Origin of the sequence: Melioribacter sp. Ez-97 (assembly GCF_051488665.1) — a bacterium.
In the GTDB taxonomy this organism is placed as follows: Bacteria; Bacteroidota; Ignavibacteria; order Ignavibacteriales; family Melioribacteraceae; genus Melioribacter.
The window spans coordinates 249,501-275,641 of sequence record NZ_JBPSEG010000003.1 but is presented as its reverse complement, the minus strand read 5'-3'; the positions used below and the strand labels follow the sequence as shown (position 1 = coordinate 275,641).

The following is a 26,141-nucleotide window of genomic DNA, read 5'->3' as shown; positions in this document are numbered from 1 at the left end:
TAATAAATATCAGATTGTTTGGAGCTTTGATTCATTGTATAGAATTCTTTAGCTTTACTTTGACACAGCGGGCAACAATCTCAAAATAACGAATAATGTAAACTGTTCCCAAATTAATCCCGGTTCATGCAGATAATAAAAAATAGAATGAAGCGTATTTAAAATAAATTAACGGAGGCGCCCTTGAAAAGGAGGGAATTTATAAACAACGCCGCTATTATTTCCGCCGCCGCATTTATGCCGGCCGACCTGTTAGGGAAAGAAGCCGTTGAGCGTAATAAGAAAAATTTCCCCAATGTACTGGAGCCCGTCAAAAACAACGGGATTCTAAAAGAGTATGAACTTTTTATTGATATTGCACGGCACGAAATTGCGCCGGGGTTTGATATTCACACGCTCGCTTTTAATAATTCGGTTCCCGGACCTGAAATACGTGTAAACAGAGGCGACAATGTCAGAGTTATCTTCAGGAATAAGACCGAGTTAAACCATACAATCCATTGGCATGGTATGCATGTGCCCTGGCGTATGGACGGCGTGCCTTATGTGAATCAGATGCCTGTTATGCCGGGACAAACCTTCGTTTATGAATTTACCGCCGAACCGTACGGCACGCATTTTTATCATTGCCATTGGGGAACCCTTCTTCATATGCAGTCGGGAATGTTCGGAAGTTTGATTGTAGAAGAGCCGGACGATCCCATAAAAAAAAGATTTCCATATGAACGCGAGTATACTCTCATTTATTCGGCGCACGACACTAATTTCATTAGAGAAGAACTTAACAATATGATTGTGCGAATGAAAGAACGATCTTATTTAATGATGAACGGAAGATTCGACAAGGAGAGATTCAACCTGTTCGATTCGAAAGACGAACTGACTGAGCATATGCAAAAGGGCTATAAGCCTCCATACGTTTTAAACAGACGATCCTCGGCGAACCTGCCCCAACCGAATTTCTTTACGGTCAACGGAAAGTCATATCCTTCTACGCCTAATCTTTATATAAAGGAAGGAGAAAATATCAGAGTGCGGTTAATTAATGCCGGAGGCGAAGAACATTATTTGCATTTGCACGGACACGATTTCTGGCTGGTTGCGGACGACGGTCTGCCTGTGCCTCAGCCCTGGCAAATGAATACAATCAGATTAAGCCCCGGCAAAACTTTCGATATTATAATTGAAGGGAAAAACCGGGGGATCTGGACGTTTCACGACCATGATACCAGGCGCGTAACCAACAACGGCTTGTACCCCGGAGGCAATCTCCTGGCGCTCGTTTATGAAGACCTTCCGGTGGAAGAGAGAATGGTCGATTCGATGAAAGGCATGCAGATGAAAACCGAAAAAATGAATCTGCTCCCCAAAGTAGCTCTGGACGAATAATAAAATAACAGGTGGAATATGAAACGTAACAAAATTTCAATCTTAATTTTCATACTGTTTTTTTCAAGTATTTCGATTGCGCAGGTTGACCCCGAAATTCGGCTCGGAGCCAGAGGAGTTATGTCCGTCAATAACGACATTATTAACAATTCGCTGTCCTCGGCTATTAATGATTTTTCGGACAGCGGATTCCTGCTCGGCTTTAAACAAAAATTATATAATGATTTCAGAGGACTATTCGTTTTGGGTTTCCAGTTCCCGGACGCCGAATCAGACCTGGGCCAAATTTTCTTTCACCAGATATTCCTCCAAATTGAAGACAAAAATAATATCTTTAAATTAGGAAGAAGCAGAGTCAAAAGCTCATTGATTGAATTTACTACTCTTAGAGACGACGACGCTCTGCAATTGACGGACGTTATTAGTCCGTATTCTAATGGCATTAATACGGAGGATAATCAGTTCGGGAACGTATTTGAATATTCGCATATCTTCAAACAAAGATACTGGCTTACAATTCACGGAGAGCATTTTACAAAGTCAAAAATATCGCCGGAAACCGATTTCAGCATGAACGCCCTTGGCTTTTCGCTTGAATATCGCGTCCCTCTCAGTCAGAGGTGGAACAGAGAAATTATTCAACAAATCGGATTTTCTTTCAATAATTTTCTTACCGAAAGCGAGGGTTACAGCAATAAGTTCAATAAGACTTTGAAGAATTATATTTTTTCTGCGGTTTTCAATTTACTGCCCGACCCGGTCTATTTTCTCGACTTCAGGATGCAGTCGATTCTGAACACGGGAACGGAAGGAATTGCGTCCGTGTCCGGTTTTTCTGATCTCGCGCGTGCAAAGTCGGTTTCCGTTTTTGGCGGTCCCAGATTTTTGTATCGAAGGCTCGAAAGACCATATCTTCAAGCTTCTATTTATGGAGGATATAAAAGTTACCCTGACCTTGTTGAGAAAACATCTCAACTTCAACTGGTAACAAACTTTTTCTACAGGCTCGGAGAAAATTTCGACGTGGGGATTCAATATCAATATAAAAAAAACATTGGCGAGGTTGCAAAAATATATCCTAATAACGAGCACAGAATTCAATTTTCGATCGTCTATTCAATCGAACAAGTTTGGAATAAACATTTCGACGACAGAGAGTCGATATTAAATCTGGAACACGGTTACATCAAATAAATAGGAGTAAAAAATGAGTTACTATTTCACAAAAACAATCGAAGCCAACTTCGAAGACGCAATAGAAAAGGTTACGCAAGCGCTAAAGTCTGAAGGATTCGGCGTTCTTACGGAAATTGACGTTAAGGAAACATTAAAAAAGAAATTAGACGTCGATTTCAAAAAGTATAAAATATTAGGCGCATGCAATCCGCCTTATGCATACAAGGCTCTTCAGGCGGAAGATAAAATCGGGACAATGCTGCCGTGCAATGTAATTGTAATAGAACAGGAAGAAAACAAAATAGAAGTGGCGGCTGTAGACCCCGTAGCTTCGATGCAGGCAATTAAAAATGAATCGCTAAGTCCGATAGCGGGAGAAATTCAAGCAAAATTAAGGAAGGTAATCGACAGCCTCTAAATTAATTTTCTTAATTCACTTTTAAGAAAATTAAATTTTGTTTCGACGAATAAACCGAGAACCGGAAAATTTGACGTTTTTACGATAATAATATTCGGGTATGCTTTTTGCAATATTGAACGTATCATAACGGAACGGAGGATAAAATGGATTTTTTGCTGTTTGTATTCGGTTTAATAGCGGTTTTCGGTTTAATCGGCTATTTCAGAAACAGAAAAGTCGAAGCAGACCCTCATAGCGATATGAGAGAACATCGACATGAGCAATCTCATGGACATAATCATTCGGGCAGACGCCACGGATGCTGCAGCTAAAATAGAAAGCCGCAGAAATTTTAAAATAGTCGTATAAAACAGGAGGATAAAATGGAACACGGAAAAACAAAAGATACGCGTCAAATTCAGGACCCGGTATGCGGTATGGTAATTAAAGACATCGACAAAGCGCCGGCGTCTCATTACGAAGGGAAAAAATATTATTTCTGTTCGGATTTATGCAGAATACAATTTGACCAGCAGCCGGAGAATTATATAAAAAAAGATCAAGAACCGGGGCATTCGCATCATCATTGAATGATAAGATGGCGCTATGCGCGATAACAATACTATAACAATCGTCGGCGCGGGTCCGGGAGGCTTAACTGCCGCGATTGCGTTGAAAAAAGCTGGTTATAATGTAGATGTGTATGAACAAAATTCCGATGTAGGCTTAAGATTCAACGGCGACTACCAGGGATTAGAAAATTGGTCGGATGAACAGGATACTCTGGAAATACTGAAAAATATCGGCATCGAAATTAATTTCTTATGTCGCCCTTACAGCGGTAACGACGGGTGTTTTGTCGGTCCGAAAAGAGAAAGGATTCAGGTTAAAACATCACGCCCATTGTTTTATTTAATTGAAAGAGGAAGCGGTAAAAATTCCCTCGACCAGGGGCTTAAACATCAGGCTTTGGAGGCGGGCGTTAATATTGTCTGGAATAAAAAAATTGAATCTGCTGCCGATAATATTACAATAGCCGGCACTGGTCCCAAAGCGGCTGACGCAATTGCAAAGGGAATAGTATTTAACACTTCGGTTAAGGACCAATTTATTGGTTTTGTAGACAACAGGATAGCTCCCAAAGCTTACGCTTACTTGCTCGTTAATAACGGCAGAGCCACTTTTGCTACTTGTATGTTCGAAGATTTTAAAAATGAGAGACGTTATTTCGAACGGGCTCTAAATGTTCTGAAATCTCACATCGATATCGATATTAATTCCCCGAAAGAATTTGGCGGATTTGTAAATTATTTTACTCCCGTAACAAAAAAGAATAAAATACTCTACGTAGGCGAGAACGCCGGTTTCCAGGATGGGCTTTGGGGGTTCGGAATCAAATATGCGATGCTTTCAGGCTACTATGCCGCTCAAAGTATAATAAAGAATGAAGATTATGCCGAACTATGTAAAAATTATTTATTCCCGAAACTTCGAACGTCCTTAGCAAACAGGTGGCTCTTTGCTCATCTTACGAATTCCGGATATTCTTACATTCTAAAAAAACTTCAAAATTTAGACGACGTTATTCCGCCGTTAAGAAAGCATTACAATCCCTCGTTTTCAAAAAAAATATTCTATCATATTGCAAAAATGTGGTATAAATCGAGGTTGATTGATAAACAATGTATGCACGTTAATTGCAATTGTGTTTGGTGCAGGCACGCCTGCGTGCCGAAACAAAACGATGATCGAATTTCAGCGCGACCTTCATAAAGATGTGAATTTGGCGCGTACAAAATACTTCTACAAAAAGGCGCGGAAAGTATGCGCATGGAAATCTATAGCGTTGAATTTAAGAAAGCTAAATATTTTTTAAAATTGTTAATTAATTGTTTGTTAAATCGTTGATTTCCGATGAAAATCAAACAAAAAATTATGGCAGGGTTTTTGCGACTTGTGCATAAACTAAATTAAAACAAAAGGAGTAAAAAATGTTAACAAAAAGAATTTCTTTCGCGGTGGTAACCGTAACGGTTATGATCTTTTCAATCGCGCTATATGCGCAGGAAAAACCTGCAGAGAAAAAAACAGATCACATGATGATGCAGGACAAAAACATGCAGGAATGTATGGATAAAATTGCATCGGACGAACATATGAGAGGCATGATGATGCAGAAAATGATGGAACATGTAAAAAGCGATTCCACTGGCATGATGCAAATGTGTAAAATGATGATGGATAACCCCGAAATGCATAAGATGATGATGAAAATGATGCACGGGGATAAAGGTATGATGGGCGATAAAATGATGAAACACGATATGATGAAATCGGATTCGACAAAAGCTATGAAAGAATCCGAACACGAAAAACACCACAAAAAATAATTAAGGAGACTGTTATGTTTCACGATATGGGATTTGGTTGGATGGGATTTGGATGGATTTTCTGGCTGATAGTTATTGCGGTAATTGTTTATCTAATTATTAAGATTACCAACCAAAAACAGACGGATAATATTTATCCCAAAGAAACGCCCCTTGAAATACTGAAAAAACGTTATGCTAAGGGAGAAATTTCGAAAGAAGAATTCGAAAGAATTAAAAAAGATATTTCCTAAAACTATTTTAGTAGAGGCAACGAAATGGAAAGCACTCGAAACACGAAAAAAAATATTGCTTACGACCCCGTTTGCGGAATGCAGGTTAAAAGCCCTTCGCAGTTTTACCTGGAATTAAATGGAAAAATATTTGAGTTTTGTTCGGAAGATTGCCGGCAAAAGTTTGCTCTTAACCCGGAGTCTTATATAAATAAATCCGAAGACGACGGGCCTTCGTACAGATCTACGTTATACGGACTTCAAAAAGCGCAACTTCCAATCGTTGATATGCATTGCTCGACCTGCGCCCTTACAATCGAAAAAGAGGTTAAAAAACTCCCCGGCGTTAAATCGGCGGTAGTAAATTACGCTACCGCTACTGCATACGTCGACTACGATTCTGAAAGCGTAAAAACGGACGATATAATCGAAGCGATTAAAAAAGCGGGATATAAAACAGGTCGCTCCGTACTTAAGTTGGGAATCGGCGGAATGCATTGCGCTTCGTGCGTCACTAAAATTGAAAAAGAGTTGAAAGAAACGAAAGGCGTAATCTCGGCAAGCGTCGACCTTGCGACCGAATCGGCGGTTATAAATTATATACCCGGAATGATTAAAGTCGCGGACATTAAGAAGGTAATAGAAAAATTAGGATATGAAACGTTCGATACCGCAGGGGTAAAACCGGATAAGGCTAAAGAAGGAGAACCGGTTGACGAAAATCAGATTGCCCGCGAAAAAGAATATAAAACGTTAATGAAAAAATTCATATTCGCAGGCATACTGGCAATCCCGGTTGTGTTTTTTAGTTATCCTACTCTGTGGGGATTGCCGGCCGAATTTCAGCGCGGAAGCGAAACTCTGCGTTACATATGGATGGCGATGGGCTTGCTTGCTTTGCCGGTTATGTTCTGGTCGGGTTCTCAATTTTTTACCGGAGCCTGGTCGGCTTTTAAAAATCGATCTGCGAATATGCATACATTGATTGCAATCGGAATTTCCGCCGCGTGGATTTATTCTACAATAGCTACTTATTTCCCTTCTCTCTTTCCCAAAGCGGAATTGGCAGATCAATTCTATGACGTCGTCTTTGTGGTTGTGGCTCTGGTTGTGCTTGGAATGGCGCTTGAAATTAAAGCTAAAGGGAAAAGCTCCGAAGCCATAAAAAAATTAATCGGTCTTCAGGCAAAAACAGCTCGGGTTATTAGAGACGGCAAAGAAGTCGATATTCCCGTTGAAGAAGTAGTTCTGGACGACATAATAATCGTAAGACCGGGAGAGAAAATTCCTGTCGACGGTATTGTTATTGAAGGCTCTTCTTCAATTGACGAATCGATGATTACGGGCGAACCGATTCCCGTGGAAAAACATGCGGGCGACGAAGTTATAGGCGCTACAATCAACAAAACAGGCTCGTTCAAATTCAAAGCTACAAAAGTTGGAAAGGATACGGCGCTTGCTCAAATAATTCAGATGGTTGAGCAAGCTCAGAGTTCTAAAGCTCCTATACAAAGAATTGTCGATCAGGTATCGGGCTATTTTGTGCCGGCGGTAATTATACTGGCAATTTTATCTTTTGTCGTCTGGTATATCTTCGGTCCCGAGCCTCAATTAGTCTACGCTTTGATTGTATTTGTTACTGTTCTTGTAATTGCATGCCCTTGCGCTCTGGGATTGGCAACGCCTATATCGCTCATGGTTGGAGTAGGTAAAGGCGCGGAAAACGGAATATTGATCAGAAGCGGCGAAGCGTTGGAAACGGCTCAAAAACTCGATACGATTGTTCTCGATAAAACCGGAACAATAACCGAAGGAAAGCCTTCGTTAACTGATGTAATCGCCGTTAACGGCTTTGACAAAAATACCGTTCTTGCGTTGAGCGCCAGCGCCGAAAAAGCTTCGGAGCACCCGCTTGCGGAAGCGATTGTCAAAGGCGCAGCGGATAAAAATCTTGAATTGTACGATCCGAAAAACTTTAATGCTATTCCCGGGCATGGCATCGAAGCGGAGATTAACGGAAGAAAAGTTCTTTTGGGCAATCTGAAATTAATGAAGAAATTCAATATCGATCTGGGCGAACTGCAATCCGTAAGCGAAAGCCTGGCTGACGAAGGCAAAACTCCGATGTATGTCGCAATTGACAATAAAGCAGCCGGAATCGTAGCCGTAGCCGACGTAATTAAAAAAGATTCTAAAGATGCTATTGCTCAATTGAAAAAGATGGGACTTGAAGTTGTGATGATAACCGGCGACAATAGTCGAACGGCTAACGCTATTGCGCGACAGGTCGGTATCGACAGAGTGCTTGCGGAAGTTCTGCCGGAAGACAAAGCTTTTAATGTTCAGAAACTTCAGAACGAAGGGAAAAAAGTCGCAATGGTCGGCGACGGTATAAACGACGCGCCCGCTCTCGCGCAGGCAGATATCGGTCTTGCAATTGGAACCGGAACTGATGTTGCAATCGAAGCTTCGGATATTACACTTATTAAAGGAAGTCTTAAAGGCGTGGTTACGGCTATTCAACTTTCGAAAGCGACGATGAAAAATATTAAAGAAAATTTATTCGGTTCATTTTTCTATAATGGGATCGGAATACCGATAGCTGCCGGAATGCTTTATCCTTTCTTCGGTATATTGTTATCGCCTATTATAGCGGGCGCTGCAATGGCTTTCAGTTCAGTAACGGTAGTTACAAATGCCAACCGTCTGAGAAGATTTAGACCAAAATTATAAGGAGAAAATAAAATGACTATCGACCAGATAATTGTACTTTTCGGAGGATTGGGACTTTCCGCGCTTGTAGCCTGGTATTTCTGGTTCTCCGAGAAAAAGGCGGTTAAAGTTGAAGCAAGCGAATCCGGAATTCAGGAAGCGGTAATAAATGTAAAAGGCGGATACACGCCCGATGTTTTAATTTTCGAAGCCGGTAAACCAATCAGACTCAATTTCATAAGAGAAGAAACCGCCAGCTGTACCGAAGAAGTTGTGTTTTCCGATTTCAATAAACGCGCGACTTTAACTCCATTTAAAACCATCCCGGTTGAATTAAAAATAGACAAACCGGGCGAGTACGTTTTTCAGTGCGGTATGGGAATGGTTAAAGGGAAGTTGATTGTGAAATAGTTACTTTTGTTGCTTAAATATAAGAGAGTTTGAAGACTTTGATGAAAATCAGAGAAAGCGGAATGCCGGAAGAATCCTATTGGGAATCTTTTTTTGATATTCAATTTATTTTTTCTAAGCTTCATCTAGATGAAACAATTTTTGACGTGGTTGAATTTGGTTCGGGCTACGGAACTTTTTCAATTCCCGCGGCAAAAATTATTAAGGGTACTTTGTATGCTATTGATATCGATGATGAAATGATTAATCGGTTGAAAGAAAGAATTACAGCAGAAAATATTTCAAATATAAAAGTAATAAAACGTGATTTTGTAAATGAAGGAACTGGAATGGAAGATAACTCGGTTGATTATGTTATGCTTTTTAATATTCTACATGCGGAAAATCCATTAATTCTTTTAAATGAAGCTTATCGAATTTTAGAACCAAAAGGTAAAGTTGGAATTATTCACTGGATACATTCATCAATTACTCCACGAGGTCCATCACTGGAGATACGTCCAACACCGCTTCAATGTGTTGAATGGCTGTTGAAAGCAAATTTTAAAATCATTAATAAAGAAATATCGCTACCTCCATATCATTATGGAATTATTGCATACAAGTAAATCAAAGGAGAGACAATGAAGTATTTAATCATCATCAACGACGCGCCGTATGGAACAGAAAAAGCATACAATGCACTTCGACTGGCAATGCAAGTTCAAAAAGATTTTCCCGATACGGAAGCTAGAATATTTTTGATGGCAGACGCTGCAACTTGCGCATTGCCAAATCAAACTACGCCAAATGGTTATTACAATATTGAAAGAATGTTAAAGTCTGTTATTTCAAAAGGAGGAAAAGTAAAAATTTGCGGCACCTGTGCTGATGCACGAGGCATAAAAAATCTTCCTTTAATTGAAGGATGTCAAATAAGCACAATGGCAGAATTAGCTGCATGGACAATGGATTCGGATAAAGTGCTGGTATTCTAATGTATAGTCGAATAAATTAAATGTACATTTGAAAATATTGCTTTTCGGAAAGAAATTGCCTCTGTAATGCGTGGGATCTTACTATAATAAGAGCTTATGCATTTTGCGCTTATCCGATAAGTCAGGCGTCTTTTATCAAATTATCTCGGAAGAATACCGGACGTAAACAAGAAAAAAGGCATTTAAGTGCCGTTTCAGTGGGTTAACGAATTATATGCTTTAATATGTAAGTCGATAGCAATTGCGGAAGTAGGACATTCCTCAACGCAAACCATACAGCCGTTGCACAATTCTGAGTTTTTCATGAAAGGGAATGTCATCATTTTCTCCGGTAATAATTCTTTATTGGTTTTATCGTTGAATTCAAGATATGACAAATAATTACCTTCAATAGTTTTTCCTCTGTGAATTCTCATGTCGATTGCATTTGTTAAACAGACATCCATACATATACCGCAGGAGACGCAGTCTTTTGCGTTTAACTTAAGCCTGTACATTTTCTTTTCCCTTTATTTTGTCAGTAGTATTATTTCTAAATTGTCGGGAGAAATAATATAACGCCGCAGTAAATGTTAGAAATAGCAATACAAAGGTTATGTAAAAAACTACGGTAGAAAGTTCGGGATTAAGATTTGAACGAAGAGATTTCATTATTTGCCAGAAAGGCTGTTTGGCTGCCGGATATTCGTCTCCGGGAGCTTCCATCACCAGCACATAACCAATAAAATTCAGAAAGGCTCCGAATGCTATAATGTAGTTATTTATTTTCGACAGCTTATTATAATCTTCAGTGTTTCTGAATACTTTTATAATGAGAGAAATTACTAAAACCACCATACCAAACGGCACGAATGGCAAACCGATTTTAATATCTGCCATCAAATCGAGATTCACATTTAAGAAAATAAAGAGTACGGAAAAAAACAGCAGTCCGTCTCTGAGAATAATGTAGATTAACCACCAGAGATCGGCGGCTACTCTCAAAGTCATTCTTGATAAGATTCGTTCAAAATATGGTCTGCCTATATGAAGTAAAGCCGAGATAATTGAAAAAAGAATTCCTAAATCGAGCAGCGTTTGAGCCGTCCATATTTCGAGCGCTTTGTAAGCGTTCATTTATCCCCCTTTTTATTTTTCGTATAATTCGTCAACAAGTTCTTTTGCCTGTTGTTTGGCTTTTTCTAAAATTTTTTTGCCGTTTTTTGTAATGGAATAATAACGGCGTATTTTTCCGTTAACATTTTCGGTTTCGGATATTAAATATCCCTGCTCTTCAAGCTTGTGAAATATTGGGTATAGAGTTCCGTATGAAATGTGATAGCCGTGCCGTTTCAATTCCTCGTTAAATTCCTGTCCGTAAATTCGCTCTTTATATGCGTGATGAAGAATATGCACTTTGATAAAACCCAAAAACAAATCTTTTAATAATTTGTCTTCCATAATAAATTCCTTTATGATATCGAAACATAATATCGTAGAACGATATAGGCAAGCGATATTTACATAAAAATATATTTCCCGGCGTTTGCAGACTTTTAGTAATTTTCCGACAGTTGAAGCAAAAATGGGAAGTTGCGCCTGTCGATGTGATTTGCTTGCAATACCGAATCGAGCCATTTTAGTTCCGCTAAGCTCAGCTCGTGTATTTGCTCAAGGATATTGTATGTTTCGCTTATAAAATAACGCGCGACTTCCCTATTGGAAAAAACGGGAGGGGCTTCGGAAATGTATTCGTTTTCGAGCAGAGTGTCCAACGCTTCAATACAAAAATCCTCGGCGAAACCGAAATGTCTGCCGATTATTAAAGCCATCTTTCGCTCGTAATTGCAAATGGCGCCGTCTTTTCTGATTAGCGTCAAAAAGCCCCTGAGAAATTCGCTTTTGTCTTTATATGTTAGTTCCATCGAGTTATGTCGTATATTAGAATGTTTGTTTAATGCGCTAACGTTCCGCCTAAAAGGCCCGTTACAAATACAAGAGCGGCGACGACTAAAGATAAAATTATAGTTATCTTTTTGTATCTGACGGATAAAAGAGAAATTAACCAAAATAATATTGTTACGGACGTAATGATTCCGAACAGCTCGTGTAAATCGGCTACCCACCACCGGCTTGTATTTTCAAACGCCGCTTTCTGTTGTTCGCCTGTAAAATAGGCTCCCACCGCCGTTAAGAACGCCAATGATACGAGCGCAAGCAAAGCGGGTCTATAACGCTCGTCTTTTAGATAAAAAAACATAAGTAAAAGTGCGGCAAGAGAAAAGGCTATTGGAAAATGAACTAATTTGTTGTGCAGGTGCGAAAATAATGATTTTCTAATATCCAACTCGAAAGTTTTCTCTTCCGCTTCGGAGCCGTTCGCGTTAGGTTTTTCGGCGAGGGCGGAAACGGGCTTCCCGTTAATTGCGATGGTGTCCCCGTTAACAGTTGTGACGGTGTCGGGTTTGCTGTTTTGGTGTCCTTCATGCGCCGTTATTAATATTGGCGCAAGTAAAATAATTAATAATTTATTCATAAACGCTCCTTTTTTGTTAATTATTATAAACTCCATTTAAGACCGTATGAAAACGAGTACTCGGAGAAGATTTCGCTTACTTCAAGCGTGCTTAAGAGGAAAAAAGTCGTGCGTGACGAAAAATTATAATTTACTCCCCAAGATATGAATTCCGCGTTATCGAAAAAATTGTCGTATGCTTTATAACCGTGCAGATAAACATAGACGTTAATTGTTTTATCGTAGAAGCGTTTGCCGATACCGATTCCGTATGCAGCCGCCCTGTTGAATTCGAGATGTGATGCGCTGTTGATTATTATGTAGCCGGCGCCTCCGAATCCGCACATATTAGCGAAATATTTTCGGATTGTAAATGAAAAGCCATATTCATAATCGCCTCGATATTCGTTGCAAAACACAAAAGGAAGCCTGGCATAGGAATTAATCGCAGTCGTAACGGAATTCATTTCGTCGTCGCCGTTTGATTCCGCGTCTCCATATAATGAGCTTGCGGGGAAATTGTAAAGGATATTCCGAGCCGTCAAAACATCGTTTGCTGAAGAGTTGATTTTATCCCTGGCGTATATTAGTTCTGTAGAATGCGCAATATTCCAATTGCCTGCGCCGCTTATTCGAATAGTATTGTTAATGACGCCGTTTCTAATACCTGTGTATTCCACTTGCGTTGTAAACGACCACCCGTTCTGGGCGACTGCCGCTATTTGATAAAAAAACATGAAAAAGAATAGAAACGGTAATAAATATGTGATTTTTAAGCTTTGCATCGATAAAAGAGCTCTAAAATATATGCCATAGAAACATCATTACAGCCATGCCGGCGGCGCCTATATACCACCATTCGCTTATTCCGTTCTCCCTGACGTGATTGTGTTTATAATGAATTTTATCAAAATCGAAAGAAATTTCCAGCGGAGTTTCTAATTGTTTTCCTTCGACGGCGTATACTAAAAACCGCCCTACGATTTGACGATCCGATTCAATTGGGCGGCTGACGGAAAACCTTTTTAAGCCGTCGGAGTATAACGGTTTTGCAAAGAGCCTTTCCTGAGGCTCGCTAATCTTTAATACTTCAAACCGCACTTCGGCATCAGTTACCATATCTTCGGAGGAAAGATTGAAAATTTCCAGGCTGTAATGTGACTGATTAGTTTGGAAGTCGGTTGAAAATTCCGCGCTGAACTTATATTCGTTATAAATAACTTCTTTGAAAATAGGAGCGACGGCTGTCGTTTCGTTATCGGACGAGTGCATCCCTATCATATGAAATCCCGGAGTCATACAGCCAGCCAGAAATAAAAGCGAAACGGTTAATATTAGCGGTAGTTTTTTCATAAAATTACCTCAAGTTAATTTGTTATTATCAGCGCTATGTCTAAATAATTTATTATAGGAACGGCTATCGAATCCAATAATCGCGGCTTATTGTTTATAATGTTTTTATAATATCCGGCTTTTTCCGGTTTGCCCGCCAGTCTATATAGAGTTGAAAGTATTTGATAGCCTATTATCTGTTCGGGATTATTTTTAATTTCTTTTTCGGCGTAATAGATTGCTTCGTTTAAGTCGTTTGTTGAATAATAATAGTCGGCTTTCAATAGATTTATGTGCGCATTGTCGGGAAAAAGTTCTTCTATCTTTTCTATAGCGTTTCGGGCGTCCTTGAGTTTGTTAAGTTTTTTTTGCGTAATATACAGAGCTATCCAGGCGTCCGGGTTATTTTGCAGGAGAGAAAGAGAAATATTAAGAAATCGCTCGGCTTTTATGTATCTTTCTAAGCCAATGTAAAGCAATCCAAGCGTGTACGTTATTTTCGAATCCAGACTGTCAATAAAATACGCCTTTAAAAGATATTCCTCCGCTTGATTAAAGCGGTTATTTAATAAATAAAGCGTTCCGAGATTATACAGTCCGTTGATATTTCTCGGATGGAATTCAACCGATTTCCTCAATAAAACTTCCGCCGTATAGTTATCGTCGTTGAACATTGCCAGCGTTCCCAGAGTATTCAGGGCGTCCATATTTGTCGAGTCAATTTCGAGGATACGATTAAAATATTTTTTTATAGAAGGATAATCTCTTTCGGCTATTGCAATCTGTCCCAGATATTCCGGTATTATTGCGTTGTCTTCCGTTTCATACTGAAGTTCTTCGAATAATTCTTTCGCCTCTTTAAAATCGTTTAATAGATAATAGGTTTCTGCCAGTCTGAATTTTAAGGGCTTATTTTCGGGATTGAGTCTGTATGCGGCGTAATATTGTTCAGCTGCTTCGCGATACATATTCTTTTCAAAAAAGAAATTTCCTGATTGAACGTATATTGAATCGTTTTCTTTTGGGCGAGCCGCCGAGTTATTCGTATTAAAGAGGAGCGAATCGTTTACTGAGGTTGAACTATTTGCGCTGTCGGGTCGAATTTGGGCGTAAGTAAAGACGGGATGCGCCAGAAGCGCAAAAATGAACGCTATGTTAAGACATGCTTTCATATTTCCGCCGGCGCCGTAGCGTTTTTGAAGATTTCAATATTTTTGACGGAGCCGTCGTGCAGCTCTACGCACTTCGTTGAGTAATGGACGTATTCTTTATTGTGAGTGACAATTATAATCGTTTTCCCTTCGTCGTTTAGTTCCGAAAACAAATCCATAATTGCCGCTCCGGTGCGTGAATCCAAATTGCCCGTCGGCTCGTCCGCCAATATTATCAGAGGATCGTTTACGAGCGCTCTTGCAATAGCGACTCTTTGTTGTTCTCCGCCGCTTAATTCGTGGATTAATCTCTTGGATTTGCCCGTTAAACTTACTTTTTTTATTAAGGCGTCTACTCTTGCTCTTTGTTCTTCGGAACTTAATTCCGTAATTGACAAGGGCATCATAATGTTTTCTTCTACGGTCAGGTAAGGCATCAATTGGAAATTTTGGAATATGAATCCGATATATTCTTTACGGAAGTCGGCGCGACGCGAATTGTTAAGACGGTATATATCTATTTGATCAACAATGACGCTGCCGGATGTCGGTTTGTTTAGTCCTCCGATAGCCGTTAAAAGCGTGCTTTTTCCTGACCCGGATTGTCCAAGCAATATAATGAATTCATTTTTCTGAATATTCATAGAGATGTCGTTTACGGCTCGCACTTCTTCAGCGCCCGTATAATACTGTTTTACAAGATTTTTAATTTCAATAAAATTCATAACCATATTCCTTTATAATGCTCTGAATGCGGCGGTTGGGTCCAATCTCGTCGCTCTGTAGGCGGGATAAAATCCTCCGAGCATGCCGAGTAAGACCGAGAAAATAAGTGATAGAAATAAGATATTAATATCGTAACCGACGCTGACGTTTGAATTCATTGAGAGAATTGGAACGATGAATTTAGCCGCTAAAATTCCGGTTATGTAGCCAAGCGCGCCCGCCGTCAGACTTATCATTATCACTTCAAGCAGAATAATCTGCATAATATGAATTCTTCTGAAACCGACAGCTTGAAAAATTCCGATTTCCCGCGTTCTTTCGTTTACCGAAGCGTTAATATTTGTGAAAACAATCAATATGCTTATTATAAGTATAATTGCCGATACGCCGAGGGAAAAGTGCTCGAAGCGATGAATGGCTGTCATTTTGGATTCGATAGCTTGCTTGATGGGCATAACGGACGCGCCCGGCAGCTTCGCAGAAATTTGGCTGACAATTTCGTCAATTGGGCAATCGTAGCATAGCGCAGCTATCTCAATAAGACTGATTTTATTGCCTTTCGAAAAAAGCGATTGAGCTTTATCGACCGACATAAAGAGCATACCGTCGTCTTGCGCCCCGGTTTTTTCTAATACGCCCGTTATTATAAATTTTTCGCCGGATATGGTAAGCGTGTCATTGTGTCTAACAGACAATAATCCCGCCAGATTAGCCCCGATAAAGATTTCGTCTGACGCGTCTGGTTTTTTCCCGCGCAGCTTCCACCATTTTTTTAGTCTGAATTCCTCATTTGTTTTAATTCCCGCTACAATTACATTTTTGCCTGATATCTCTGTGAGTACAAAAAGTTTGGGCGCTACAATGCTTATGTTCTTTTTGTTTTTTATGTTTCTTATTTTAATTATGTCTTCGTTGTTGAGCTCGTGGGACTCGTACGATGTGCTGCTTATCGAAATGCCCGCGTAATTTAATGAAAGATTGTCCGATTTTGGCGTCACTAGTATATTTGCCCCGTATTCGTCAAGCGCCGCGGCTACATTTTCGTTGATGTTTTTACTTACCGTCATAATTGTTATTACTGAGGCGACTGAAAGCAAAAGTCCCGCAATTAATAATATAGTTTTTGACTTTTTCCTTTTTATACTCTGTAATGCAATGGAATATATTTTCATAATCAGACCCGTCTTCTCCAGTTTGTTACAAATTGTTTCTCAATCTGAATTTCATTCCCGACAATCTTGCTTGGAATAGGGTCGGGAGGATATTTCCCGCATGAACCGCTTATTGCGTCCAGATTATTAAGGTCCCACGTGGTGCCGCAAGAGTTGCATACGAGGTCGCCGCCTTGTATGTGAAATTCCGTAGAGTTGCAAGGCTCGCACATGCTGATTGCGGTTACTACTTTTCCGTCTTCGGTTAAGTAAGCCAGTATCGGCGGCGTTGATTCAGGCAAACCTGCCACCTGAAAACGCGCAAATTTATTCTCTTTAACGAGTTCAAGCGGTATGATTATTTTTCCGTCTTTTTCAAAAGCGACGGTTATTATATGATCGAAACGGCTCTGAGGATAGTCGACATTGTCGGTCACTCGAGGTTGTTCTTTTATTATTGAATATGCCTTGCTCGGTTCGGAATTGAAGTAATATATTAAGAATATTACGAAAAGAACTATAATTCCCGCTATGTACAGGTTGTTGCCGCGACGGCTCGTTTTGCCGATAATACGATCGCGCTTGCTCTCGGCATTATGAATTTTTTTTCCGCAATTAGGGCAATAAATAACCGACTCGTTAATCTTGTTTCCGCATTCGGGACAGTAATTATTAATCGACATGGTTAACTCCGTTATTATTCTTAATTACAAATGCGTAATTATATTTTTTTTCCGCCGTATCGTTTATCTACAAGCTCAATAATTTGATCGACGCTATATTTGTTCTCGGCAATCTTATCTCTAATGAATCTTTTGACTTCCGTCGCTCCGTTCGGATGATTGCAATTGCAATCTTTAAGTTCGTCTATGCCGCATTGACCGCAAGGACAATTAAAAGCCGAATAAATATTATTTATGTCGGCAAAAGTTGCGCTTTGCGCGCTCGCGTTAATTCCTTTAGCCGGGCTTGAAGGGTATTTTATCTCCGTAGTATTCCAGACTCGCGATTTATCCACATTGTAACTTTTTGCGTATTCAGACTTAAGGTATCCGTATTTATTTGCAAGCGCCATTATTATGTCGGATGAATTCGCATTTTTTTCGACGTATTCTCTGATAAACTGCCTTTCCTCGGCGGCGCGGGGACACGTACAAAGCTCGAGCGATTCTTCACCGCAGGTGCCGCAAGAGCAAACGAATTTAGAAGCGATCTCGTAAACTTTTGCCTCTACGGCGGGATTGCCGCTCTTAATTTCAAAATTAGCAGGCTTGTAAAGATTGTCTTTATTTATATTTTTATCGATGATAGTGTATATTGCCAGAGAGGCGACGAAAACCCCTATCGTTATTATTAATGGTTTGAAATTCAGTCTTTTCTCGATATTATAATTGTTCGAGCGTTGTTTCCCTTTGATAGTCTTTGAGGGATTGCGTTTGTTTTTCTTGCGCCGAAGTTCGCCCTGCTGTACAGCCGCCTTGATTTTGGCTCCGCACGATACGCAATATGTATTTGAAGAATCGTTGTCCGCGCCGCACATGTTGCAAGAGACGGTTGCTTTTTCAAGTTCGACGCCGCAATTAGTGCAAAATTTGTTTTCGTCGTTATTATTGAGTCCGCAGTTGTTACAAATCATAAAAGACCTCTCATAAAAATTATTAAAACGTCAATTGGATGTAATGTTTGCATGTATTGTTATTTTCAGTCTCTTATTAAGAGGGTCGTCCGTTTCAAGATATACGTATTTTAGTTGCTTGCCCGATTTTCCTTTTGGGTTGAAAGAAACTTTAAGACTGCTTGTTTCGCCTGGGGCAAGCTTGCGTTTATCCGGTAAAACAGCCGTACACCCGCATGAAGCTCGCGCGCTCAATATATGAAGCGTGTCTGTTCCGGCGTTTTTGATTAAGAAATATGCGGTAACGGTAGAATCGCCTTCGATATCGCCAAAATCATACGCTTCCGGTTCGACCGTTGCTCTGGGAGACGCGGTTTGAGCGATAGCATGATTATAAGAGAGAAGCAAGAGAATTATTGCCGCCAGCGGTAATGTGAATTTTGTTTTCACGGTATTTGCCTTGAATAAATTTCTATTTAAATAAACGGGCAGCCCGGCAAAACGGGCTGCCTCCTTTTTCTATTGTTTTACCTTATAGCCGTGTTCGAGTAATTTTTTCTTGGCTTGATCGAGGGTTGTCTCTTTTAACTTCATTTCGCAAATCGGGCAATTGCCGGGGTTGTCGGATATTACGTTCCAATCCATTTGGTCCTGAAAGACTTTGCCGTCTTTGTTTTCGTCAATTGCCTCCAGGTCGATTATTCCCTCGCGAATGAGCGGGCTTTTTTTCGTCATATGATGATCGGAACCCCTCATATTATGCATATCCATGGTTTCGGTGTGCATTGCCGAATCCTTCATCATTTCATGCATTTTATGGTTTTTGTCGTGCATCATTTTATGCTGCGATTTTGTCGAATCTGAGTTGCTTTGCGCAAAAGAAATAGATGCAAAGGCAAAAATTAGCGCCAGTATGGCAGCGTCGATCGATTTTAGTCGTTTCATTTTGTAGCTCCTTTTTTTGTTTGAAGATGAATTTTGTTTTAAAAAATCGTACGTGGATTTTGTAATCCTGGCTTGAACGGGCTTTCCGTCGCGGGCTATATAACTGCAGAAATATTCCCGTTCGCCTGTGCGCTTTTTTACTTTCGCGAATAAGGTTAATAATTTATAGTTCATGTTAAATTTTGTTTTTTTCTTTTGTTTTTATTTTTATGGACGTTTCGACGGGGGATATGAAGATCATTCCGTCGCCGGATTTTCCCGTATGTCCATAGCGTAAAATTATTTCCGAAAGTTTCTCTACATCTTCGTCGTCGCAGACGATTTCAAGTTTTATAACTTTCGAGTACTTTTCCACGAATTCAATCGAATAACTGAAAGAATCCTGGTCAGCCCATTCGCACAGAGCGTAGACGTCGATAACTGTCATTCCCTTAACTCCTGCGCTTTCGAGATTCTGAATTATTAAGTCTGCGCGCTCTCTTCTTATATAAGCCTTTATCTCTTTCATAATAACTCCGATTTAGTGACAGCAGTTGTTTTTTTTAATGTTCCTTATTTTGATAATAACGGCGGCTATTATCGCCGCCGTCAGTATAGAAATTAATAGAGTTGACATATCAAGCCTCGGTTTTGTCTGAGGCGTTCAACATTTTTCTTACTTCTCTTCTTTTAATCGTATAGTAAATTGCAGGATAAACCGTAAGTTCCATTATCATACTGGTTATAATACCACCTACCATCGGAGCCGCAATTCTTTTCATTACGTCCGATCCGGTGCCGATTCCTATTATAATAGGGAGCAAACCGAGCAGAGTGGTCATTACGGTCATCATCTTCGGACGAATTCTTTTAACCGCGCCTTCAAAAATCGAATTGCGCAGGTCGGAAAGTGATTTCATCATTCCTTCCTTTTTGTATTTTTCGTATGCCAGATCGAGATAGAGAAGCATAACAACGCCTGTCTCGGCGTCTACTCCCAGCAGCGCTATTATGCCAACCCAAACGGCTACGCTCAGATTGAAACCTGCGAGGTATAAGTACCAGACGGCTCCGACCATTGAAAAAGGAAGCGCCAGCAATACCACGCCCGTTTTCCATGCGGATTTGGTATTCATGTACAGAAGCACTATTACAATTAACAAAGTAAGCGGCACAACCATCATAAGGTGTTTGGAAGATCTTTCCATGTATTCATACTGACCCGACCATTTGATCGAGTATCCCGCGGGCAATTGCAATTTATCTCCGATTATTTCTTTTGCCCTGCTAATATATGTGCCCACATCGGCGTCTTGATTCAAATCGACATAAACCCACGTGTTTGGACGCGCGTTTTCGGATTTTATGCTCGGCGGTCCCTTTTTGATTACAATCTGACCCAACTGTTCCAAAGGTATATTTCCGCCGGAAGGAAGAGGCACGAGCACCCGTTTTAAAGCGTCGATGTTTTCACGGTAATCGCGCATGTAACGGAGATTCACCGGATATCTTTCCAGCCCTTCGACTGTTTTGGTAATGTTCATTCCGCCGACAGCCGACATAAATACATCCTGGACGTCCCCAACCGTAAGACCGTATCTGGCGATAGCGTCGCGGTCAATCCTGAAATCGACGTAGTTGCCTCCGACCGACCTTTCGGCGTATGCAGAACGCGTGCCGGGGACTGTTTTCATGATTTCTTCAACTTCTTTTCCGAGTTTTTGCAGCACATTTAAATCCGGTCCGGCAATTTTAATTCCTACGGGAGTTTTTATCCCTGTCGAAAGCATATCGATCCGGGTTTTAATGGGCATAGTCCATGCGTTGGTAAGACCCGGTATCTTTATAGCGGCGTCGAGTTCTTCGACTAATTTATCGGGAGTCATTCCCTCGCGCCATTGATCGCGGGGCTTCAATCGAATTGTGGTCTCCACCATAGTAAGCGGCGCAGGGTCGGTTGCCGTTTCGGCTCTTCCTATTTTGCCGAATACCGATTCGACTTCGGGAAACGACTTGATTATTTTATCGGTCTGCTGCAATAACTCCCTTGCTTTGGTAACGGATATACCGGGAAGAGTGGTCGGCATATAGAGCAAATCGCCTTCGTATAAAGGAGGCATGAATTCCGAACCTAATTTCGAATAAGGATAAATTGTAAATAAAATTATTACTAAAGCTCCGGACATTACCCACCATCTTCTCCGCATTACAAAATCGACTATGGGATGATACAGTCTGACTAGAACTTTTGTAATAGGATTGTCTTCTTCTTTTCGCATACGTCCGCGCACAAAATAACCGAGCAATATAGGAACGATTGTAACTGCAAGAATTGCCGCGCCCGCCATAGCGTACGTTTTTGTAAACGCCAACGGTTTGAACAATCTTCCTTCCTGCTGTTCCAATGTAAAGACAGGCAGAAAGGAGATGGTAATTACTAGAAGCGAGTAGAATATCGAAGGTCCTACTTCTTTGGCGGACTCGGCAATAATCTTCCAGTGAGGTCTCTGCTTTTCCGGAGGCTTGTCATACTCTTCGGATAAGTGCTTCGCGGCGTTTTCAACAAGAACAATCGACGCGTCCACCATAGCGCCAATTGCAATAGCTATGCCTCCGAGCGACATTATGTTTGCGTTGATACCCTGCAGTTTCATTAGTATGAACGATACGAGAACGGCTGTAGGCAGCGTAAAAATTGCCACGAAAGAACTCCGGATATGGAGCAGAAAGGCAATTATTACCAGCGCAACTATAATCGTTTCTTCAAGTAATTTCCCTTTGAGATTGTCGATGGCGCTATTAATCAACGACGAACGGTCGTAAGCCGTTTCTATTTTAACGTCTTCGGGCAATGATTTTTTGAGTTCTTCAAGCCGCTCTTTTACTTTGTTTATAACGGTAAGAGCGTCCTCGCCGTAGCGCAATACTATAATTCCTCCTACTGTTTCGCCTTCGCCGTTCCAGTCGGCAAGTCCTCTGCGAAGTTCGGGACCTATGTTTATTGTGGCTATGTCTTTAAGATAAATAGGCGTTCCTGTAGTTGGAGAAACTCCGATCGAAACGTTTTTCAGATCGTCTACGCTTTTTATGTATCCGAGACCGCGCACCATAAACTCGGTTTCGCCCATTTCAAGGAGCCGTCCGCCGACGTCGTTGTTACTGCGTTGTATAGCGGTCTTAACTTTCTGAAGCGGTATATTGTAAGAAGCCAGTTTTGTAGGATCTACGTTGACCTGATATTGTTTTACGTATCCGCCGATGCTTGCAACTTCGGATACTCCCGGAATCGAAGAAAGCTCGTACTTGAGAAAATAATCCTGAATCGAACGGAGTTCCTGAAGACTTCTTTTGTCGGAATTCAGTACGTATTGATAAACCCATCCCAAGCCGGTTGCGTCCGGTCCCAATTCGGGCGACACTCCCTGCGGCAGAGAACTGCGGAGACCCGACAGATATTCCAGGACCCGGCTCCTTGCCCAATAAATATCCGTTCCGTCTTCAAATATTATATAAACCATCGAGAACCCGAAAAAAGAATAACCGCGCACGTCTTTTGCGTAAGGCACCGACAGCATTTTAGTCGTAAGGGGATAAGTTACCTGGTCTTCAACGATTCGCGGTCCCTGACCCGGATATTCGGTATAGATAATAACCTGAACGTCGCTCAAATCGGGGATGGCGTCTATTTTAGTGTTTAAAACAGACCAGATTCCTCCCAGGATTAAAGCCACTGTAAAAAGAATTACCAAGAACTTATTATTCAAAGACCATTCTATTAATTTGGCAATTAAACCTTCTTTTTGTTTTTCATCGGTAAACATCTGGAGCTCCTTATTTACTTAACTTGGAAACCGTGTTCGATTAAATTTTGTTTTGCTTCTTCTATAGTTACTTCGGATAAAATCATATTACATAGCGGACACCTTCCGGGTTCGTCCGAGATAACGTTCCAGTCCATCAAATCCTGATATACTTTTCCGTCTTTATTCCTGTCGATCGCTTTCAAATCGATAACGCCTTCCCGCACAATCGATTCCTTCTTTTTCCCGTTTTCCATGCCGGTGGCGTTCATGTTATCATGCGAGTGTGCTTCGTGCGTTCCGCCGCTCTTCATTTCGTGATTCATATTGTGGGAAGCCGTAGAATCCTGCGGGGATTTGGTATCTTCTGGGGAAGCGGAGGTAAACTGGCTGACTGCCGCTCTTAAATTGCTTTCGGAATCGATGAGGAACTGAGCGGATGTAACTATGGTAGTTCCTTCTGTTAAACCGCCGAGAACCTGATAATATCCGTCTGCATATCCGCCGAGTTTTATCTCCTGCGGTTTGAATTTTCCTTCGCCCAACGATATGATAACGATATCTTTTCTGCCGCTGCGAATTACAGCGTTTTCGGGCACTACGGGCTTAACGCCCAGGTCTTTGCCGTAAATCGTAACATTTGCGAGCATGGCGGGTTTTAACAAGTCGCTTTTATTCGGTATGTCGAGCCTGACTTTTGCTGTTCTTGTTTTGGGCTCGATTGTCGGATATATAAAGCTTACTTTACCTGTAAATATTTTATCCGGCAGAAAATTAAAACGGATTTCGGATTTCGATCCTAACTCTATTTTTGAGAGTTCGTATTCGTAAATATCCGCGGTCAGCCACAATAACGATAAATCCGAAATTTGAAGCAGCGGCATGCCCGGCATAACTTTTTGTCCTTCGAGCACATTTTTCGAAATTACGGTTCCGTTTTTCTGAGCGTAGAGAGTAGCGTAGGTTTTAACTTCTTTCGTCTCAATCAGTTTTTTAATGTCCGGGTCGGACATTTCAAGAAGCTCCAGTTTCCTGATAGCGTTCTTGATGAGCATATCGCCGCTTTCGAGAATATCGTTTACGTCCGTTTTGCTGACGGCGTTTTTATAGGCGATAGCGGACAGTAATTCCTGCTGGGCTGCGACAAGTTCTGGCGAGTAGATGTCCATCAGCCGGTCGCCTTTATGCACTTTTTGTCCGGTATAGTTAATATACAATTTCTCAATCCATCCGTTGACCCTGGTCGTCACTATGTAATCGGTTTGTTCGTTTGTTGTAAGAATTCCGTTTGTAACGACAATGTTCGAAAGCCGCATCGATTTTACTTTTTCGGTCTTAACGTTCATGTTTTGAACTACCGCCGGGTCGATTGTAACAATACCGGAGGAGCCGGCTTCGTCTTCGTAGACCGGAACCAGATCCATTCCCATTTTCGATTTGCCGGGATGGTCGTAAATTTCATTCGGATCCATCGGTGCGCGCCAATAGAGAATTTTCCTTTCGCCGCTCGATTTGCCCGTTCCTTTTTTAGGAACTAATTTCATACCGCAAATCGGGCAGTCGCCCGGCTCTTCCAAAATAATTTCCGGGTGCATTCCGCACGTCCAGAGCTGCTTTTCTTCAGTTTTATTTTCGGTTGTTTGAACGCTCTTTTCCTGCGTAAACAAAAAATATCCGGCTGCCGCTATTCCAAGCGCGACCAATGCGATTAATATTATTTTCTTATTCATCAGAATTGCTCCTTATTGATTCTTTTACCGGTTAAGAATTCGAGTTGAGATATTTCTTTAAAAAAATTAGTTCTTATTTTGTAAAGATTGGTTTCGATTTCATAAACTTTGTTTTGAGCGTCGAGAACGTTAATAAAATCGATTTCGCCGACCTGATAGTTTGCCAGCGCGGCGTTCAATGACTGAACGGCTTGCGGCAGCAATCCGTCCTCAATTAATTTTTCTCTTTCTTTGAACTCGTTTAGTCTTGCCAGCAATGCTCCGAAATTTTTATAAAGCGTTTGAAGAGCAAGATTATACTGATCGGCATAAAGTTGCTGCATTAATCTTGCTTCTTCCACTTTAGATGATTTTTTCCCGCCGTAGTCGAGCGGAATGTTCAATCCGACTACAAAAGAAAGAAAATCGTTCAAAGGCGCGTTCGTAGCCGCAATTTTGTCTCGCTGCGAGTATTGAATTGAAAAGTTGAAGTTCGGATAAAACTCGTACTCATACAAAGCTTCCGTCAGTTTCGATTTTTCTTTTGCCAGAAGAATCCCTTTTAAAAATGGTCTGTTCTCTTCGGCGGTTTTAACCAGTCCGTTAAAATCAATTGCGTAATTATGAATTCCGGGAATTGAATCGGTCTCGATTGGAGAAGCCGGCTCTTTCAACAATAGCGAGTTTAACGCCGTTAAAGCCGAATTTTCCATGCTTTTCAACTCTTCGATTTTATCGTTTATTTTTGTTATTTCCACTTCAATTTGTATCAGGTTTTGTTGACTGGCTTTCGAAACTGCGTACTTTGTTCTTACAACCTCTGCGATTTTGTCGAGCAAATTTTTGCTTTTGTCGGCAATGCGTATGGCTTCGCGATAGAATCTTAGGTCGTAATAGTATTTTTTAACTTCGTTAATAATTTCGTTAACAGCGTCGTCAATTTCCTGCTGATTAATTTCGACGTCCTTAGCCTGCGCCTTTTCTGCTGCGCTTAATTTACCGGGGAACGGCACGGCTTGACTCAGACCGATAATTTTGGAAGTCATAGGCTCCTGTGTGAATTTAAATGAATTAACCGGAAGGTTCATTGCGCCGAATGTTAGCGTCGGATCGGGCAGATTTGAAACCTGCGGTATCCTCGATTCCGATACGCTTTGTTTGACGCGAAGCATTTTTAGTTTGGGACTTACCCTGATAGCCTCGCCGATAAGTTTGTCGAGATTTGAATCGTAAGATTGAGCGGCAAGAGGATAGGTAAACAATAGCAAGATTAAAAGCAATTTGGTTTTTGTCATAACAATTTCCCGTTATTATTTTTTACCGATTTTTGTTATCAAAATGCACAATGCCGCTATCAAAGCGAGATAGAGCAGCATTAATGAAAGTTGTATGTATTGATCGTTAATCATAGGCAGGTATAAATGCAAAAGCCGTGCCGTACGGGAAAGCGCACAAACTACTCAAAAATAAAGGCTGATGCGACCCGTGTTTAAAGAAATTTAAATTCTTTTAAATTTTTTTAAGAGGAAACTCGATGGGAGTTAATTTTGGTAAAAGCAAAAAACGCTTTCC

General features: G+C 40.8%; 30 protein-coding genes. 12 read left to right on the top strand and 18 right to left on the bottom strand.

Annotated elements, in window-relative coordinates:
* The first annotated feature begins 183 nt into the window (after positions 1–183).
* The 12 genes from ACSSWA_RS05790 to ACSSWA_RS05735 all read left to right on the top strand — a co-directional run bounded on the left by ACSSWA_RS05790 (position 184) and on the right by ACSSWA_RS05735 (position 9,667).
* Positions 184–1,389 (top strand): multicopper oxidase family protein, encoded by a 1,206-nt coding sequence (locus tag ACSSWA_RS05790; protein ID WP_437355611.1) that lies wholly within the window; start codon positions 184–186, stop codon positions 1,387–1,389.
* An 18-nt stretch (positions 1,390–1,407) separates the two neighbouring features.
* Positions 1,408–2,583: a hypothetical protein gene (locus ACSSWA_RS05785; protein WP_437355610.1), complete on the top strand. Its 1,176-nt coding sequence runs from the start codon at positions 1,408–1,410 to the stop codon at positions 2,581–2,583.
* Positions 2,584–2,596: 13 nt separating this feature from the next.
* The gene (locus ACSSWA_RS05780; RefSeq protein WP_014855473.1) at positions 2,597–2,983 is read left to right on the top strand and encodes a DUF302 domain-containing protein; all 387 of its coding nucleotides are present in this window, start codon (positions 2,597–2,599) and stop codon (positions 2,981–2,983) included.
* 146 nt (positions 2,984–3,129) lie between these two features.
* Entirely contained in the window at positions 3,130–3,297 is a 168-nt protein-coding gene (locus ACSSWA_RS05775) for a hypothetical protein (RefSeq protein ID WP_157867297.1), read from the top strand.
* A gap of 51 nt (positions 3,298–3,348) precedes the next feature.
* Entirely contained in the window at positions 3,349–3,555 is a 207-nt protein-coding gene (locus tag ACSSWA_RS05770; protein ID WP_437355609.1) for a YHS domain-containing protein, read from the top strand.
* Between the two features lie 16 nt (positions 3,556–3,571).
* Positions 3,572–4,738, top strand: coding sequence for an NAD(P)/FAD-dependent oxidoreductase (locus ACSSWA_RS05765; RefSeq protein ID WP_437355608.1), 1,167 nt, complete (start codon positions 3,572–3,574; stop codon positions 4,736–4,738).
* 218 nt (positions 4,739–4,956) lie between these two features.
* Positions 4,957–5,355: a hypothetical protein gene (locus tag ACSSWA_RS05760; protein ID WP_437355607.1), complete on the top strand. Its 399-nt coding sequence runs from the start codon at positions 4,957–4,959 to the stop codon at positions 5,353–5,355.
* A 14-nt stretch (positions 5,356–5,369) separates the two neighbouring features.
* Positions 5,370–5,588, top strand: a complete 219-nt coding sequence (locus ACSSWA_RS05755) for an SHOCT domain-containing protein (protein ID WP_437355606.1) — start codon at positions 5,370–5,372, stop codon at positions 5,586–5,588.
* Between the two features lie 24 nt (positions 5,589–5,612).
* The gene (locus ACSSWA_RS05750; RefSeq protein WP_437355605.1) at positions 5,613–8,300 is read left to right on the top strand and encodes a heavy metal translocating P-type ATPase; all 2,688 of its coding nucleotides are present in this window, start codon (positions 5,613–5,615) and stop codon (positions 8,298–8,300) included.
* Between the two features lie 12 nt (positions 8,301–8,312).
* Positions 8,313–8,690, top strand: coding sequence for a cupredoxin domain-containing protein (locus ACSSWA_RS05745; RefSeq protein ID WP_014855467.1), 378 nt, complete (start codon positions 8,313–8,315; stop codon positions 8,688–8,690).
* 41 nt (positions 8,691–8,731) lie between these two features.
* Positions 8,732–9,298, top strand: coding sequence for a class I SAM-dependent methyltransferase (locus tag ACSSWA_RS05740; protein WP_437355604.1), 567 nt, complete (start codon positions 8,732–8,734; stop codon positions 9,296–9,298).
* A 15-nt stretch (positions 9,299–9,313) separates the two neighbouring features.
* Positions 9,314–9,667, top strand: a complete 354-nt coding sequence (locus ACSSWA_RS05735) for a DsrE/DsrF/TusD sulfur relay family protein (protein ID WP_437355603.1) — start codon at positions 9,314–9,316, stop codon at positions 9,665–9,667.
* Between the two features lie 194 nt (positions 9,668–9,861).
* Here the strand turns inward: ACSSWA_RS05735 and ACSSWA_RS05730 are convergent, their stop codons facing one another.
* The 18 genes from ACSSWA_RS05730 to ACSSWA_RS05645 form a co-directional block, all read right to left on the bottom strand.
* Positions 9,862–10,164, bottom strand: a complete 303-nt coding sequence (locus ACSSWA_RS05730) for an ATP-binding protein (RefSeq protein WP_437355602.1) — start codon at positions 10,162–10,164, stop codon at positions 9,862–9,864.
* On the bottom strand, positions 10,151–10,783 hold the full coding sequence (locus ACSSWA_RS05725; RefSeq protein ID WP_437355601.1) for a hypothetical protein: 633 nt from the start codon (positions 10,781–10,783) through the stop codon (positions 10,151–10,153). Before ACSSWA_RS05725 ends, ACSSWA_RS05730 begins: the two co-directional genes overlap by 14 nt.
* 12 nt (positions 10,784–10,795) lie before the next feature.
* On the bottom strand, positions 10,796–11,107 hold the full coding sequence (locus ACSSWA_RS05720; RefSeq protein WP_437355600.1) for a PadR family transcriptional regulator: 312 nt from the start codon (positions 11,105–11,107) through the stop codon (positions 10,796–10,798).
* A gap of 95 nt (positions 11,108–11,202) precedes the next feature.
* Positions 11,203–11,571 carry a hypothetical protein gene (locus ACSSWA_RS05715; RefSeq protein ID WP_437355599.1) on the bottom strand — a complete coding sequence of 123 codons (369 nt, stop codon included), beginning with the start codon at positions 11,569–11,571 and terminating at the stop codon, positions 11,203–11,205.
* A gap of 29 nt (positions 11,572–11,600) precedes the next feature.
* Complete coding sequence (locus ACSSWA_RS05710; protein ID WP_437355598.1) at positions 11,601–12,182, bottom strand: DUF2231 domain-containing protein; 582 nt, start codon at positions 12,180–12,182, stop codon at positions 11,601–11,603.
* A 23-nt stretch (positions 12,183–12,205) separates the two neighbouring features.
* Positions 12,206–12,946, bottom strand: coding sequence for a hypothetical protein (locus ACSSWA_RS05705; RefSeq protein ID WP_437355597.1), 741 nt, complete (start codon positions 12,944–12,946; stop codon positions 12,206–12,208).
* 13 nt (positions 12,947–12,959) lie between these two features.
* The gene (locus ACSSWA_RS05700; protein WP_437355596.1) at positions 12,960–13,514 is read right to left on the bottom strand and encodes a hypothetical protein; all 555 of its coding nucleotides are present in this window, start codon (positions 13,512–13,514) and stop codon (positions 12,960–12,962) included.
* A 14-nt stretch (positions 13,515–13,528) separates the two neighbouring features.
* Positions 13,529–14,665 (bottom strand): tetratricopeptide repeat protein, encoded by a 1,137-nt coding sequence (locus tag ACSSWA_RS05695; RefSeq protein ID WP_437355595.1) that lies wholly within the window; start codon positions 14,663–14,665, stop codon positions 13,529–13,531.
* Positions 14,662–15,369 (bottom strand): ABC transporter ATP-binding protein, encoded by a 708-nt coding sequence (locus ACSSWA_RS05690; RefSeq protein ID WP_437355594.1) that lies wholly within the window; start codon positions 15,367–15,369, stop codon positions 14,662–14,664. Before ACSSWA_RS05690 ends, ACSSWA_RS05695 begins: the two co-directional genes overlap by 4 nt.
* Before the next feature lie 12 nt (positions 15,370–15,381).
* Complete coding sequence (locus ACSSWA_RS05685; RefSeq protein WP_437355593.1) at positions 15,382–16,542, bottom strand: ABC transporter permease; 1,161 nt, start codon at positions 16,540–16,542, stop codon at positions 15,382–15,384.
* A 2-nt stretch (positions 16,543–16,544) separates the two neighbouring features.
* A complete protein-coding gene (locus ACSSWA_RS05680) occupies positions 16,545–17,204 on the bottom strand; it encodes a Fe-S-containing protein (protein WP_437355592.1) in 660 nt (219 codons plus the stop codon).
* Between the two features lie 38 nt (positions 17,205–17,242).
* Positions 17,243–18,157 carry a double zinc ribbon domain-containing protein gene (locus ACSSWA_RS05675; protein ID WP_437355591.1) on the bottom strand — a complete coding sequence of 305 codons (915 nt, stop codon included), beginning with the start codon at positions 18,155–18,157 and terminating at the stop codon, positions 17,243–17,245.
* Between the two features lie 30 nt (positions 18,158–18,187).
* Positions 18,188–18,586, bottom strand: a complete 399-nt coding sequence (locus tag ACSSWA_RS05670; RefSeq protein WP_437355590.1) for a DUF1573 domain-containing protein — start codon at positions 18,584–18,586, stop codon at positions 18,188–18,190.
* Between the two features lie 69 nt (positions 18,587–18,655).
* Entirely contained in the window at positions 18,656–19,081 is a 426-nt protein-coding gene (locus ACSSWA_RS05665) for a heavy metal-binding domain-containing protein (RefSeq protein WP_437355589.1), read from the bottom strand.
* Positions 19,082–19,256: 175 nt separating this feature from the next.
* Positions 19,257–19,589: a P-II family nitrogen regulator gene (locus tag ACSSWA_RS05660; protein WP_437355588.1), complete on the bottom strand. Its 333-nt coding sequence runs from the start codon at positions 19,587–19,589 to the stop codon at positions 19,257–19,259.
* A 109-nt stretch (positions 19,590–19,698) separates the two neighbouring features.
* Complete coding sequence (locus tag ACSSWA_RS05655) at positions 19,699–22,881, bottom strand: efflux RND transporter permease subunit (RefSeq protein ID WP_437355587.1); 3,183 nt, start codon at positions 22,879–22,881, stop codon at positions 19,699–19,701.
* A gap of 14 nt (positions 22,882–22,895) precedes the next feature.
* Positions 22,896–24,590: an efflux RND transporter periplasmic adaptor subunit gene (locus ACSSWA_RS05650; RefSeq protein WP_437355586.1), complete on the bottom strand. Its 1,695-nt coding sequence runs from the start codon at positions 24,588–24,590 to the stop codon at positions 22,896–22,898.
* Positions 24,590–25,864: a TolC family protein gene (locus tag ACSSWA_RS05645; protein ID WP_437355585.1), complete on the bottom strand. Its 1,275-nt coding sequence runs from the start codon at positions 25,862–25,864 to the stop codon at positions 24,590–24,592. Before ACSSWA_RS05645 ends, ACSSWA_RS05650 begins: the two co-directional genes overlap by 1 nt.
* Positions 25,865–26,141: the final 277 nt, after the last annotated feature.